The organism is Bacteroides cellulosilyticus, from assembly GCF_020091405.1.
Taxonomy (GTDB): domain Bacteria; phylum Bacteroidota; class Bacteroidia; order Bacteroidales; family Bacteroidaceae; genus Bacteroides.
Window position 1 is genome coordinate 1,526,311 of the sequence record NZ_CP081903.1, and the last position, 15,790, is coordinate 1,542,100.

The window sequence follows — 15,790 nt, forward strand, 5'->3', positions numbered from 1 at the left end:
AAACAATATGAAAAATAAAGTATATATTTTATCGCTTGTACTGGCAGTTCTGACTTCATTGGCCGGTTGTGATAATGATGCATGGCTGGAAAGAACCCCTAAGAATAGTGTTACCGATGATCAAGTATGGGATAATCCTACTATGATAAAAAGTTTATTATCCAACTTTTACAACAGATTGCCTGGCCCGGTATTCAATAGTGGAGCAAGTTGTGAGGCAGATGATGCTATGTGGTCGGGGCATGCAGATCAAGATCCCGGTAAGAACAACCGTATAGAATATCCGTTTGATTACGCCAGGAGCTGGGAATATGGATTAGTAAGAGATATTAATTTAGCATTAGAAAAGCTAGAATCAGAATCCAATCTTTCGGAAACACTAAAAAAACAATTTAGCGCTGAATTCAGATTTATCCGGGCTTTTCATTACTTTGATATGATTAAACGCATGGGAGGAGTGCCCTTAGTCACCCAGTTGTTAATCTATGACGGTAGTGGAGACCCCACTCCCCTGCAAACTCCTCGCTCCAAAGAATCGGAAGCTTATGATTTTATCTATAACGAACTTCAGGAAATAAAAAATGAGTTTTCAGAAACAGGAAACAGCAGAACCCGCGGTAATAAGTTTGCAGTATTGGCTTTACAAAGTAGATCGATGCTTTATGCTGCCTCGATTGCCAAATACAACAATCTAATGAGCTCACCTATTTCTACCATCGGAGGAGAAGTGGGTATTCCAGCAGATAAGGCAAACGATTATTATCAAAAATCGCTTGCTGCATCAAGAGAAATCATAGAAAGTGGCAATTTTGAATTGAGTACCAATTTTTATAATCTCTTTGTAGACAAAACTCTGAAAGAAGTGATATTTGCCAAAGATTTTATGAGCGCAGCTGAAAAACAACATGCCTTTACTTATGACAATATCACCAGAAGTTTCAGCTCAAGTGCTTCAGGTTCTTCTATATCCCCCTCGCTAAGTTTTGTGGAATGTTTTGACTATTTGGATGGAAGCAAAGGCACTTTAAAAGATAAAGATGCAAATGGTAACTACATTGCATATGCAAATCTACAAGACATTTTTGCCAACAAGGACGCCCGCTTATATGGAACGGTCATTTATCCGGGAAGTACATTCCGTTCGCAGCAGGTAGACATCCTGGCAGGAGTTGCCATATGGAACGGCACTAGTTACGAATTTCGGACAGGAGAATTGGGAAGTACTTATAGCGATGGTGGAAAGTTAACCGGACATGACGGCCCTCGAAATGGTGAAACATATGTCAGTAATTCAGGCTTTTATCTTCGGAAATTCGTATGCGAAGACCCAGTAGCCGCCGTACAACCAACATTGGCAGAAAATTGGTGGCCCTGGTTTCGTCTAGGCGAAATCTACCTGAATGCAGCAGAAGCTGCCTTTGAATTAGGCGACCCAAGTGCCAAAGACTATATTAATACCCTAAGGGAAAAACATGGAGGTTTCCCAGCCAACAGTATATCGGTACTTACCAATGACATTATACGCAATGAACGCCGTATAGAACTGGCATTCGAAGATCATCGCTTCTTCGACCTGAAACGATGGAGAATAGCACACGAGGTATGGGATGCCGATCCTAATGATTCAAATGCAGTAATCCACGGCCTGTACCCGTACAGAGTAATACGCCCGGGGCATGCAGATGATGGAAAATATATTTTTGAAAGGATACGCCCCACTCGATTCTTGTATCCCAGATACTTCAGGATGGCTAATTATTATTCATCCATAGCCGATAATGTATTGAACAATAATCCTAAACTTGTTAAAAACCCATTCCATTAAAAAAGATATGAAAATGAAAATAAAATCAATATGTCTTGCAACCATTGCAATTTTATTACTTGCCAGTTGCGAATATGATAATTATGATATGCCAAACGCAATACTTTCAGGCAGAGTTGTTTACGAAGGGACTCCGGTAGGAGTACGAGCCACGGCCACCCGTTTGGAATTGTGGCAGGATGGCTATGCCAACAGAACTAAAATAGATGTAAATATAGCACATGACGGTACTTATTCGGCAGCCCTGTTTAATGGACGATATAAAATCGTCAGAGTTGCCGGAGCTCCTTGGGAAGCACAGTCATCTGATACAATAGTTGTTGATGTAAAAGGCAACACAACCAAAGATGTTGAAATAAATCCATTTATTGCAATTAGCAATGAGAATATCCATAAGGAATCCGGCAATACAGTCCAAGTACAATTTACAGTCAAGAATGTAGTTCAAGGTTCGAAGTTGGAAGAAGTGAAACTCTTCTTCAGCAAAAATATGATACTGGACAATAATTTAAATGATGGAACAGAAAGCTTAGATATTTCAACTATCGAGTCCGGCCATGAAACAACTGCTACAGTGAATATTCCTGTTGCATTAGTTTCAGAAAATTATATTTTTACAAGGCTTGGCGTGCGTTCAGATAAATCAAATGAATTCTATTATACGCAAGTGCAGAAATTACAATTAAAGTAATATTTGTTTGCATATACATTAGATTTCATTATATTGCGGTGGGGAGCGTTTAAAACTCCCCCCGCTATTTATCCATAAGCTAACTATCAATTCAATAAACTATAATGATACATCGTCTAATTTCAATTGCTATAATTTCCCTTTGTGCAAATATAGCAATCAGTGCACAAAACTCATCCAAAAAATCTACCTGCGAAGGCTATCTATTCGCCTATTTCGAAGGTTCAGGAGAACTTGCCAAACAAGAGCAAATACGTTTTGCCGTAAGTGCCGATGGTATAAACTGGAAAGCTCTGAATAACAATGAGCCCATAATTTCTTCAGCAGATATATCGCAAACCGGTGGAGTACGCGATCCTCATATACTCCGTGGTGAAGATGGAGAAACATTTTATATGGTTGCTACAGACATGTTTACAAGAAAGAATGGCTGGGATTCCAATCCCGGAATAGTATTGTTGAAATCAGGAGATCTAATTAACTGGACTCATGGAATAATCGATCTTGAAAAGACCTATCCTGAACGATTTGCAAATACCAAATGGGTATGGGCACCCCAGACTATTTATGACCCTACCGTAGGAAAATACATGGTTTATTTCACCGTCAGGTTCCATTATAACGAAAAGCTTGATTTTTATTATGCCTATGCCAATAAAGATTTCACAGCCTTTGAAAGCGAACCTACCCTTATGTTCAGTACCAAATACGGAGCAATTGACGGTGATATTATCTTTAAAGACGGAATGTATCACCTTTTCTATAAAGGTAATACCAAGAATGAGCAAGGAGAGGAGGTCATCAATGGCATTCAGCAAGCTACAAGCAAATCATTACATGGTCCATGGACAGAAGACTTTACATACCTCGACGCTTATGCCGGTACCCGTACCCATGTAGAAGGTTCCAGTATATTCAAACTAAATAATTCGGAAGAGTATATCCTTATGTATGACTTGTACAGTAGTGGCCGCTATGAATTCCAACGCAGTACGGACCTCTATAACTTTACCAAAACACCCGAATCATTTAGCAAGGACTTCCATCCGCGTCACGGTTCTGTTATCGGTATAACCCGCAAAGAAGCCATCCGCCTAAATAAAAAATGGGGCAGTACTCCTTTATCTACCCAAATGGATAGCATTTATAGTTTCAAGTCCGATGGCAACCCCATCATCACCCATAAATTTACAGCCGATCCGGCTGCATTGGTAGTGAAGGATACACTTTGGCTTTTTACCGGACAGGATGGAGGAGCTGATTCACCAAGATACAATCTGAAAAACTGGTGTGTGTTCTCAACTACCGATATGAAGAATTGGACCGAATATCCTATTCCTCTACGAATAAGCGACCTATCCTGGGATCGTAGCAAGAACGCTTACGCCTCGCATGTAGTCGAGAAAAACGGTCTTTATTATTGGTACATCAGTACAAACGGTTCAGGTATCGGCGTAGCTGTAAGCCATCGCCCCCAAGGTCCCTACAAAGATGCCTTAGGCAAACCTTTATTGACAAGAGAAGATTGTTTTGCTTCGACACATGGCTGGGCCTGCATAGACCCTGCCATATATATTGAAGATGACGGACAAGCATGGATTTTCTGGGGAAACCGGGAATGTTACTATGCAAAGTTGAAAGACAATATGATAGAAATTGATGGTGAAATCAAACAGATTAAATTTAATGGCTTCAGCTTTACCGAAGCCCCATGGGTACATAAATACAAAGGCAAGTACTACTTGACGTATGCCACTGATTTTCCCGAAAAAATAGCTTATGCCATGGCTGATAATATAGAAGGACCATGGGAATACAAAGGTCTTTTGAATGAAGTAGCCGGCAATAGCACCACCAACCATCAAGCTATTATTGAATACAAAGGTAACTGGTATTTTATATATCATAATGGTGCATTGCCCGGTGGTGGTGGAGCAAGCCGTTCTGTCTGTATAGACCATTTATATTACAACAAAGACAAAACACTGAAACGTATCATTATGACTTCCGAAGGGGTTCCTGCTATAAAAAAGAAACGATAATCACGAAAACCAACTAAATATTAATCATATAAAAACGATAGTTATGAGAAGAAATTTAAAAAGTATTATTCTGACTGGATGCCTAATGACTATATCTCTACCAAATTCATTTGCGCAATCCTATACTTGGGTCAGCAGCACCGAAGGCGACACTTGGAAACAAGCAAAAGTAAAATTACAATCGAGTGCTGGCCAAACCCCGCTTTTAGATATCAGCGGAACCGAAGAAGGCACTACATTCAAAGCATGGGGAACCACCTTCAACGAACTGTGCTGGGATGCCTTGAACATGCTCACCCGTGATGAACAGGACGACCTCTTGAAGAAAATGTTTTCCCCCCAAGGAGAACTCCGTTTCAACAGAGGCCGTATTTCGATGAATGCCAATGACTATGCCCGCGACTGGTATAGTTGCGACGAAGTATCGGGCGACTTCCAACTGAAGTACTTCAACATCAACCGTGATAAACTGGCTATTATCCCCTTTGTCCGTGCAGCGCAAAAATATAATCCGGATATGACTTTCTGGATGTCTCCCTGGTCACCTCCCAGCTGGATGAAGGTTAATAACGACTATCCGGTACGCAGTGACAGGACTAATAAGATGTCGCCTCTGTCTGATGTAGTACTCTATGAGGACAACACGGAAAAACGCGGAGACGTCTTCCCCCGGCAATTAGCAGTGAATGACTACATGATTCAGGACCCGCGCTACCTGCAAACCTATGCCAATTTCTTCTGTAAATTCATCGATGCTTATAAAGAACAAGGAATTCCCATCGATATGATCATGTATCAGAACGAAGCATACAGTTATACCCCGTATCCCGGTTGTGCCTGGACTGCTGAAGGTACTGTACGTTTCAACGTAGAGTATCTGGCGCCCACATTAAAGAAACATCATCCGGAAGTAGCTCTCTACCTTGGTACTTTCAATACCAACCGCTATGACTATGTTGATAAAATACTTTCCGATCCACGCATGCCGCAAAGCATTCAAGGAGTCGGTTTCCAGTGGGAAGGAGGACAGATATTACCTAAGATACGTGCCAAATACCCCCAATACAAGTATATGCAGACAGAAAGCGAATGCGGTGGGGGTACCTTCGACTGGAGAGCGGGCGAACACACCTTCCATCTGATTAATCACTACCTGGGTAATGGCTGCGAAGAGTACACCTTCTGGAACAATACCCTCTGCGATAACGGTGAAAGTCCCTGGGGTTGGAAACAGAATGCTTTGATACATGTTGATTCAAAATCCCGTACGGCAACTCTTACACCGGAGTATTATGCTGTAAGACATTATAGCCAGTTCGTAACACCCGGTTCACGCGTTATAGCTTACAAGCCTTCAACAGAAGGAAGAATACCGGTCTTGGTAGTGGAAACTCCGGAAAAGAAAAAGGTAGTGATAGCCGGCAACTTCAACAACGAAGCCAAGAAAATAATCCTGAAATTAGGCAATCGCTATCTGAATGTAGAGCTCCAGCCACATTCGTTCAATACGTTCGAAGAGAAATAAATTGATAAAAGTAATCATTATCTGGGTAATCGTATCCGAATAATGATTACTTTTGCCATGAAATTCAATCGTAGTCATCACAAAAGAAACACTGAACTTCTATTTTGAATAAAGATAACTGCCTTGGAAACAACAAAACAACCATGGAAGAAGAACATCATTTTACGAACGTACCCTACAATTACCCCTTATGCCTCAACCGTCAGTGTCCCAAAGCATCTACCTGCCTGCGGCAACTGGTAGAGCAAGAAGTACCGGACAGCGCGGAGTACTGGGTAGTCATCAGCCCCAAATACCAAGCTAAACTGAAGGGTGCATGTCCCCATTATCGCTCCAGTCAAAAAGTGCAATATGCCAAAGGCTGCATGAATATCCTTGATAACCTGCCCCACAAGCAAAGACAACTCGCCATAATCCATCTGATGGAATACTTCAGCCGAAGAACCTATTACCGCATCCGCAAAGGCGAACGCCTCCTCAGCCCGGCCGAACAAAGGGACGTACAGAAAATCTTAAAACAGTGCGGTGCAACTGGAAAACAGGAGTTTGACGCTTACGTAGAAGACTACGAATGGTAACAATCTCCCCCATCTGCAGGTTAGCTACCTCCCATCTATAGATCCATGCTTTTGCCATGCCTATGGCACGACTGTGCCAAAGCGGTGGCAAGAATCAGGCACAACTCTACGGTTTCGACAACGCCGCATTCCCGGCAGATTAAAGCTGCAAGGCAGCAAAATGATCAGGCAGGAGGAATAAATACTTCGTTTCTATAATTATGCCCATCTACTTAAACGATTAATTTGATGATAAACAAGTTTGTTACAAACAAAGTTGTTTGTAACAAACTTGTTTGATAACATTATATCATTACCACCTGCACCCCTTTACGGCTGTTTCAGATAATCCGAAGGCAACACTCCGAACTCCTCTTTAAAACATTGCCGGAAGTAAACCACACTATTTATACCTACTTTGAACGCAACCTCGGATATATTATACCTGCCCTCCAGCAACAACCGTTCGGCATACCGCATCTTTATCTTACGGACATACTCATTAGTGGAAAGTCCCGTCAGCGCTTTCATCTTACGGTAAAGCGTAGATTTACTCATATACATATTGTCAGACAAGTAGCCGATATCAATCTTCTCGGACGACAGCCGGTCTTCTATCAGCTTGTTTATCTTCTCAAGAAATTCATTATCCAGCTTATTCATGGACTCTGCCAGCTGGGCACGCTTCTCATCCAGACTGTGATGAGACGTCGAACCGGCAAAGCGTTCCGCCAGCAGCTTGCGCGATTCAAGCAAATTATTGATGCGGCTATGCAGAAGGGTAGCGCTGAAAGGCTTGGTCAGATAAGAGTCCGCTCCCACCTGGTATCCCTCTTCCTTATCTTGCAGAGAGTCTTTGGCAGTCAGCAGGATGATGGGAATATGGCTGGTGCGCACGTCTTCTTTCAGCTGCTTACACATCGTGATTCCGTTCATCACGGGCATCATGATATCGCTCACGATGATGTCGGGGATACAACTCAACGCTTGCTCTATTCCCAGTTCGCCGTTGGCGGCGGTCTTCACTTCAAAATCATCGGAGAAGGACTCGACGATATAGTTGCAAATGTCCTCATTGTCCTCCACAATCAGCAGAATACGCTTTCCACCGGACACTAATTCCGGAATCTCTTCCTTTTCCTCCTTTTCATCGGCCGGTTTCTCCGGTGAGTCGGTATGCAACACACCGGGATAGGTATTGCCCGTCAGCAGGCTGAAGTAGAACGTGCTGCCTACGCCCAAAGTGCTTTCCGCCCTTATTTCCCCTTCGTGAAGGGTAACCAGATTCTTCACCAATGCCAGACCGATGCCCGTACCGGAAGCCTGGTGATCACCGCCCTCCTGATAATAACGGTTAAAAATATGGGGCAATGAGTCGGGGCTGATGCCGTAACCGGTATCGCTGATTTTAATCTCGGTATAGTCAATGTTGTTCCGCACCACGTGATACAGGCCCAGTGTAATGATACCCTTTTCAGTATATTTAATCGCATTGGAGATCAGATTGTCCAGGATAATGGTCACCACTTCCTTATCAAAGTACAGGGACATATCCTCCTGTTCCAGTTCGATGTGGAACTCTATATCCGGTTTGCGGTTCAATTCCTTATATTTGAGGCCGACTTCATGCACCAGATTAGCGATATTGTCATGAGCCACACAGAGTTTCTTATTCTGCGTTTCCGTCTTTCTGAATTCCAGTATCTGATTTATCAGGTTCAGCAACCGGATGGCACTCTGATGAATCACCGATATCTTTTGGGAATCTTTGCTAGACAGTGAGTTACCTTTCTGCATATCTTCCAATGGTCCCAGTATCAGCGTCAGCGGTGTGCGGAGTTCGTGCGTGATGTTGGTATAAAAACGCAGACGCTCCTGGTTCAGTTCCTGCTCCTGCTCATGATTCTTCTTTTCCAGATCGTACAGAACTTCCATATCGAGCTTCTTCTTGTAAGCATAAAGAATGAGGAACAGGATGGCTCCACTCAACAATATATAGCTGCATTTCGCCCACCAGGTAAGCCACAAAGGCGGAACAATATGGACATCCAAAGTTGTAACCTCATCCGACCATTCCTGGTTCTTGATACGGGTTTTTACCATAAAGTGATAATCACCGGGAGGCACATTGCGGAAGGTAACGTTATTGGGATCCGTCACCGTATACCATGCATCTTCCAGTCCTTTCAGCATATAGGCATACTCCACCTGGTTGACCAATGCATAGTTGCGTATATTAAAGGTTATATTAAAGCTATTCTGCATATACTTCAGCCTTACTTTCGACTGACCGTCAATACTGACCACCTCTTCATTGTCTCCCGCATTACCCAAAGGAGCAAATATCTTCATTTCCGTAATAACAGCCGCAGGAGACTCACGCTTTGCCAGAACAAAATCCGGATTAAAGCGGCAAAGTCCATTGATGGAACCGAAATAAATCTCTCCATTCTGATCCTTAGCTACACTGCCACTCATAAAATTTCCCATCGGCACATTATCCCAATGGTCATAGTTATAGAAAACATCCTTATCCCGCAACAGACAACTGATTCCTTTATTGGTGCTCACCCAGATATTATGGTTGGCATCTTCCGTTATAGCACGTATATGTGTATTGGTCAATCCTTCTTCACGGCGGTAAACCTTATATTCCCAATCGGATGGCGAAGAGAAACACACCAAACCTTCTCCTGTCCCGACCCATACATTCTTCCTGCTGTCTTCATAAATTGCATTGATGGTATTGGAAGGGAACAGGTTCTCCATATTAAAGAGCTTGATATCCTGCAATTCATCGTCTCCTATCCCCAGACCGCTCCCGAAAGAGCCTATCCACAGACGTCCCTGAGAGTCCTTCATAACGCACCGCACCAGATTATTCTCGAACTCATAATGTCCCACGATCTTCTTATCAGCCAGACTAACCTTGTAGATACCACGACTGGTACCAATCCACAGAATATGCCGATCGTCTTCATAGAACGAACGGATATCCTCATACTCTAATTCTTTAAGGAAGTTCCGGTGGAATATCTTTCTCTTCGCATCGTAATAATTCACTCCACCCATAAATAAGCCGAACCACAGATTATCTTCCGAGTCGCGCAGTGAGGCCAGCACAGAGTTTCCACTCATATCTTCAATCTCTTCCTGATAAACGGATACCCGTTTACCTTGATCAAAGACATTGATTCCTCCCCCATCTGTTCCAATCCACAATTTACCTTGGCTGTCCACACAAACGCTGCTTGCTGTTTTATTATTCAGGCGACTCATTGAATTCTGATTGGGAGAATAGTAATAACCGCTGAACAAAGGTGGCTCATAGCTTAAGAAGTTTATGCCACCGCCCCATACACCCGTCCAGATATTCTTGAATGAATCCTGAAAAATGCACCTCGTACTTGAATTGGAGAGACTGTATCCGTCATCTCCTTCCCTGATATAATGAAATTGAGTCTGTTCGGGTAACAGGAACAAACGCTGCGATAAGTCCATTATGGCTATTCCGCCAAATTCCATAGCTATCCACAACTTATTCCCGTCAAGCTGCTTAATGTCGTAGATATAGTGCGAAAGATTCCCGTCTGAATTAAACTGGATGAAATTCTCTGATTCGGGATTAAACAATGCCAGACCTTTGTTTGTCCCTACCCAGATATTATTATTCAGATCCTTATATACGCATCTCACTTCATTACCCGGCAAGCTGTGCGGATCCCCCGGATCATGCACGAAGTTCTTCGCCCTCCTATCTTTAATGGAAAGAATACTAAAACCATTATGGACATGACCTACATATAACTTACCATTCCCCCCGTCAGCAACAGTCCAGATGTTATCACTGGCAAGCCCCGGTACATTTGCCGTATTATAATGAGAAAAGTGACCGGTTTCTTTATCGAAATATTCAATTCCTTTCCAATAAGTTGTCACCCATAGATTTCCATCAGCAGCGGCAATAACATTGGTTACGTCATCCGTAATGATACTTTCAGGCACAGCCTCATTATGCCGGTAGAATGTAAAGGTGTCCTTTACATAATTATAAGCATTCAGCCCCGCCCTCTGTGTGCCAATCCATAAGATGGAATCCTTCGGATCATCCATCAGGCAGTTCAGTTCATTCCCCGTAATGCCATAGCCGTTCTTTGTTTCATTCTTATAGTAAGTAATGAAGCGCGTTCCATCGAACTTATTCAAGCCCTCTTCTGTCGCAAACCATAAAAAGCCCTCCTTGTCCTGGGCTATACTGACCACATAGTTATTGGATAATCCCTTCTCAATTCCCAATTGCCTGACAGCATAAGGTTGTGCCCGCAGAAGGGCAGGTAACAACAGTAAGTAAAGTAATAATCTGCTTTTCATGACATCAATTTTCTATTGCAATCCAAAAGTATAAATAAATTCTTTATTTCAGATACACAAATCGTTCATTGCAAGATTTACATCCCCTCACTGCAAGATTTATGCAGTCCAAGAAACTTAAGATAGCTTACATTTGCATCATCTAAAAGTGATATTTTAGTAAAGAATGTATCTAATTGTTTAACTTTAAAAGTAATATGTATGAAGAAGCATTTATTCAATGCTGCCCTACTCTGGGCATTCTTATCACTGACTTTATGGACTACAGGATGTAGCGACGATGATGGCTATCCTGATGTGGACGGACAAGCACCTTCCATAGAAATGACACTCGAACACATTCAGACTGCAAATGGTCGCACATTTACATTGGAAGGAACGATTAAAGATGCTGATGGTATTTCAACCATTCAACTGCAATGTGCCGACCTGAACCTCAACAAAACAATCGATTTGATCGAGATTTATGAGAAACCTCTCGAAACTTACGAATTGAGCTACGACTTCAAAATTCAACCGGATGAAATCGGTGAACAGTTCACCGTAAAAGTTACCGTAACCGACGTAGGCGGACGTACTGTTTCACAAGATGTACTTGTAACGTTGGACGGAGACTTTGAAGACCCTGTATTCGTTATTGCACCCGAAAAGGGTGGTATGGTCACCGTATTGCTGAGAGAAGGTGAAATCCCTACACTCAACATGAATATCTCGATAACTGACGACCGCGGGCTGGATTATCTATTGGTAAATATCGAAGGCATCGAAGGATATGAAAACCTAAAAATAGATGCTGATGGCGAAAAAGCTTTTGAGCACTCATTCAACATCACAATGCCTAATGAAAAGAAGGACTATCCGATGACTCTTACCGCTGTCGACAAGACAGGAAAAAGCACAATGATAGAATGTACCGTATCTGTAACCGATGTGCAGGATTTCGAAAAGATGTATCTGGCAGACGTAGCTACCGAAACTGAACTAAACAGCGATGTATTCGGCGTACCGATGCGCATAGATCATGTGGGCGAATTCCAATATCAAGCTCTCTATTATTGCCAGAAAGCTAATACAGAAATCTTCTTCTTACCGCAGAAGACAAGTTTTTCTCCTGTTTGTTATGGTATTGATCCGACAGATGAAACCATGTTGACCGATGATCCGGCACTGGCTAAACCAATTGTACTGACTGAAGCTAATGTATACTATAAAATCAATATTAATATCTTGCTGAAGACGTATGAAATGGAAACTTATTCACTTGCAGAAGCTGTAGACCCATGGCCTGCAAGCATGAAATACGGCTTACCTACCATGGATAAATGGAACAACAACAGCGGTGAGATGATGGACTTTACGTTCGGTCTGACACCTGACAATCCTACCGGAGTAGTCTCTTTCAAACAGGATGCCACTAACCCGCACTTGTTCTACAATGAGCCTATGTCACTGACAGCAGGAGAATCAATGAACTTCATTATTCACAACTATCACACAGATCAATGGTGGAACTTTGTTCGCTGGTGCAGCGATACTGAAGAAGAGCCTGAAATATTCGGCTATTACACCGGAAGTGCATTTAAAAATTCCAATTACACCGGTCCCACTACAACACAAGATGTATGGTCTAAACCTAAAGTGACTGTAACAGGCACCTATCAATTCTGGTTTGATTCCCACCTGGGTAGAGCGAAATTAGTACGAGTAAATTAATCTAATAATAGTCTGACAAATGAGAAAGCAACTATTAATTGCATGTCTTTTGTTACTGTCAATATGCAGCTATGCACAACAGATAACAGTAAAAGGTATAGTGACTTCAGCTACCGATAAGGAACCTTTGATCGGAGCTACAATTCAAGTGAAAGGTAGTGGAACAGGCACCATCACAGGCATCGATGGTGATTATACACTGATGAATGTTCCTGCAAACGCCATACTTGTGTATTCTACCATCGGTTACCAGACACAAGAAATCAAAGTGAACGGACAGACCACCATCAACGTTGTGCTGTCGGAATCTGCCGAACTACTGGACGAAGTGGTGGTTATCGGATATGGTGCCGTGAAAAAGAGTGACCTGACCAGTTCCATCGCTACAGTAAAAGGCGATGAAATCACCGAAACTGTAACCGGTAACGCTATGGACGCCTTGCAAGGTAAGATCAACGGTGTACAAGTAACCAGCGGTGGTGGCCCGGGTACACAACCCAAAGTATTGATCCGTGGTGTAACTACGGTTAACGGAACCGATCCGCTCTACGTGGTAGATGGTATGCCGGTAGGTACGAACATCAACTTCCTAAACAGTAATGATATCCAGTCCATGGAAGTTCTAAAAGATGCTTCTGCAGCTGCTATCTACGGTACGCGTGCCTCTAACGGTGTAATCCTGATTACTACCAAGAAAGGTATTGCCGGAAAAACAAATATCAGTTTCAGTGCATCGGCAGGTTTCCAAACGTTGGCTAAGCCCAAGATGGCCAATGCTGCCGAATACAAAGAAGTGTTCAATACCCGCTATACAAATGATGGAGGTACCTCTATCTGGAATGACACCGGTGCCACTACCAATCCGAATGGTACCGACTGGTGGGATGAGGTAATCAATAAGACTGCTTTAGTACAGAATTACTCACTCAACATCTCCGGTGGTAATGACAAATTGGTTTATAATCTTAGCTTAGGTTATTTCCGTAACAATTCACAATACGACTACGGATACTGGGATAAAATCAATGCACGTCTCAATACGGAATATACCTTCAACAAATACGTGAAGATGGGTTTTGACATTGCACCGCGCGTAGAATCATGGGATGATACTCCCAACCTTTTCTCAGCTGCTATGTCCATGGACCCGACAACTCCTGTATTTAAACCACAAGATCAATGGGTGGACAATGAGTTTAACAACTATCAGCGTTCTTATAACAACCAGGAATGGAACCCAGCCGGTTCGTTGTCACGCCAGAATGGACATTCACGTGAAATGGGTGCCATTGTAAACACCTATTTACAAGTAAATCCGATTGAAAAGCTTACCTTACGTACACAATTCGGAGCCAATGCCCACTTCCGTCGCTCGGATGGATTCACGCCCGAATTCTATATCGACGCTTTGGAACAATCTACATTGAGTAATGTTTCCCGTGAGATGCAAGAATGGCTCGACTGGAACTGGACCAATACCGCAACTTATTCTGACACTTTTGCTTCAAAGCATAACATCAATATAATGGGTGGTTTCACTGCAGAACGTTTTGCATGGTTCCAGACCAAAGCTTCACGCGACGATGTGCCCAACAATATGGACATCATGCAGGAAGTAAATGCCGGTACACAGAATCAGAAAGGTGACGGTACTACCACCTACAACACGTTGATATCATACTTAGGACGTATCATGTATAACTATGATAACCGTTACTATGTGACAGCATCTATCCGTGCCGATGGTTCTTCCCGCTTCCCTAAAGGAAACAAGTATGCTATCTTCCCTGCGGTATCTGCTTCATGGCGTATCATCAGCGAAAGCTTTATGCAAGACCAGAAGGTATTCAGCAATCTGAAACTACGTGGTGGTTGGGGACGTGTAGGTAACCAGAACATCGACAACGATGCTACTCTTACCCTTCTGGGACAAGCTGACTATGTATTTGGTTCAACTCCCGTCCGTGTACCCGGTACCATGATATCAGGTGTAGGAAACAATCAGTTGCAATGGGAAACAGTAGAAGACTGGAACGTAGGTGTGGACATGTCATTCCTAAACTCTCGCCTAGGTGTAACTTTTGAATATTTCCAAAAGAAATCCAGCAACATGCTCTATCAGAAACAGAATATCTTCGCTATCGGTTATCCCGATTGGAACAGCACTGTATGGATGAACATCGGTAGTATGAAAGCCAGCGGTTGGGAATTAAGCCTGAACTGGCAGGATAAAGTATCTGATTTCTCTTACAATGTAGGTGTAAACCTTTCAGCTGTGAAAAACAGAGCTATCAAATTCTCTGGAGACGGACCTATTCAGACAGGTGGGTTCAATAGTGATCAGATCATCCGTAACGAAGACGGCGGTTTAATTTCACGGTTCTACGGCTACGTGGCAGATGGTATCTTCCAAAACTGGAGCGAGGTATATGCTCATACCAACGAACATGGAAAACAGATACAGGATAAAGCACAGCCAGGTGATATCCGCTTCAAAGACTTGAATCATGACGGTGTACTGGACGAAAACGATAAGACATGGATCGGTAACCCTTATCCAGACCTTATGGTAGGTTTGAATCTGGGCTTCAATTACAAGGACTTCGACTTCACAGCCAACTTCTACGGAACACTCGGCAACGATATCTTTAATAAAACCAAAGGATTATATTCCGGTGTAAGCGGACAGAACGTATGGGCAGGTACGCTGGAAAAAGCATGGCATGGCGAAGGTACCAGCAATGACATTCCACGCTTGTCATACAACGACCTGAATCAGAACTATACACGCGTATCCAGCTTCTTTGTAGAAGATGGTTCGTACATGCGATGCAAACTACTCCAGGTAGGCTATACTCTTCCCAAGAAGCTGTTGCGTGGAACAGAGTTGCGTCTTTCATTCTCAGCACAGAATCCGTTCACTATCACCGGTTATTCAGGTATGGACCCCGAACGTCCGCAAATTGGTAATGATGGAAGTGTAATCGAAACAGGTATCGATGGCATTGCCTATCCCAACCCACGTACATTCTTGTTTGGTATTGACTTTAAATTTTAATCCTTGAT

The 15,790-nt window shown here is 42.8% G+C and carries 8 protein-coding genes; 7 read left to right on the top strand and 1 reads right to left on the bottom strand.

Features of this window, described 5'->3' with window-relative positions:
* The first annotated feature begins 7 nt into the window (after positions 1-7).
* From K6V21_RS05250 to K6V21_RS05270, 5 genes are all read left to right on the top strand, one after another.
* The gene (locus tag K6V21_RS05250) at positions 8-1,825 is read left to right on the top strand and encodes a RagB/SusD family nutrient uptake outer membrane protein (RefSeq protein WP_130069831.1); all 1,818 of its coding nucleotides are present in this window, start codon (positions 8-10) and stop codon (positions 1,823-1,825) included.
* Between the two features lie 7 nt (positions 1,826-1,832).
* Entirely contained in the window at positions 1,833-2,516 is a 684-nt protein-coding gene (locus K6V21_RS05255; protein WP_130069832.1) for a DUF3823 domain-containing protein, read from the top strand.
* 104 nt (positions 2,517-2,620) lie between these two features.
* On the top strand, positions 2,621-4,558 hold the full coding sequence (locus K6V21_RS05260; protein ID WP_130069833.1) for a family 43 glycosylhydrolase: 1,938 nt from the start codon (positions 2,621-2,623) through the stop codon (positions 4,556-4,558).
* Positions 4,559-4,601: 43 nt separating this feature from the next.
* On the top strand, positions 4,602-6,083 hold the full coding sequence (locus tag K6V21_RS05265) for a glycoside hydrolase family 30 protein (protein WP_224321088.1): 1,482 nt from the start codon (positions 4,602-4,604) through the stop codon (positions 6,081-6,083).
* A 143-nt stretch (positions 6,084-6,226) separates the two neighbouring features.
* A complete protein-coding gene (locus tag K6V21_RS05270; protein WP_007661228.1) occupies positions 6,227-6,661 on the top strand; it encodes a DUF6078 family protein in 435 nt (144 codons plus the stop codon).
* A 309-nt stretch (positions 6,662-6,970) separates the two neighbouring features.
* Here the strand turns inward: K6V21_RS05270 and K6V21_RS05275 are convergent, their stop codons facing one another.
* Positions 6,971-11,011: a hybrid sensor histidine kinase/response regulator transcription factor gene (locus tag K6V21_RS05275; RefSeq protein ID WP_224321089.1), complete on the bottom strand. Its 4,041-nt coding sequence runs from the start codon at positions 11,009-11,011 to the stop codon at positions 6,971-6,973.
* A 201-nt stretch (positions 11,012-11,212) separates the two neighbouring features.
* Here K6V21_RS05275 and K6V21_RS05280 point away from each other — a divergent pair, with 201 nt between their 5' ends.
* Together K6V21_RS05280 and K6V21_RS05285 are read left to right on the top strand one after the other, a co-directional pair.
* A complete protein-coding gene (locus K6V21_RS05280) occupies positions 11,213-12,724 on the top strand; it encodes a hypothetical protein (RefSeq protein ID WP_224321090.1) in 1,512 nt (503 codons plus the stop codon).
* A gap of 19 nt (positions 12,725-12,743) precedes the next feature.
* Positions 12,744-15,782, top strand: coding sequence for a SusC/RagA family TonB-linked outer membrane protein (locus tag K6V21_RS05285; protein ID WP_224321092.1), 3,039 nt, complete (start codon positions 12,744-12,746; stop codon positions 15,780-15,782).
* Positions 15,783-15,790 lie beyond the last annotated feature (8 nt).

Excerpts from the sequence above, each read along its gene's own strand:
- K6V21_RS05250 (WP_130069831.1), top strand. The coding sequence starts at position 8 with ATGAAAAATAAAGTATATATTTTATCGCTTGTACTGGCAGTTCTGACT.
- K6V21_RS05255 (WP_130069832.1), top strand. The coding sequence starts at position 1,833 with ATGAAAATGAAAATAAAATCAATATGTCTTGCAACCATTGCAATTTTA.
- K6V21_RS05260 (WP_130069833.1), top strand. The coding sequence starts at position 2,621 with ATGATACATCGTCTAATTTCAATTGCTATAATTTCCCTTTGTGCAAAT.
- K6V21_RS05265 (WP_224321088.1), top strand. The coding sequence starts at position 4,602 with ATGAGAAGAAATTTAAAAAGTATTATTCTGACTGGATGCCTAATGACT.
- K6V21_RS05270 (WP_007661228.1), top strand. The coding sequence starts at position 6,227 with ATGGAAGAAGAACATCATTTTACGAACGTACCCTACAATTACCCCTTA.
- K6V21_RS05275 (WP_224321089.1), bottom strand. The coding sequence starts at position 11,011 with ATGAAAAGCAGATTATTACTTTACTTACTGTTGTTACCTGCCCTTCTG.
- K6V21_RS05280 (WP_224321090.1), top strand. The coding sequence starts at position 11,213 with ATGAAGAAGCATTTATTCAATGCTGCCCTACTCTGGGCATTCTTATCA.
- K6V21_RS05285 (WP_224321092.1), top strand. The coding sequence starts at position 12,744 with ATGAGAAAGCAACTATTAATTGCATGTCTTTTGTTACTGTCAATATGC.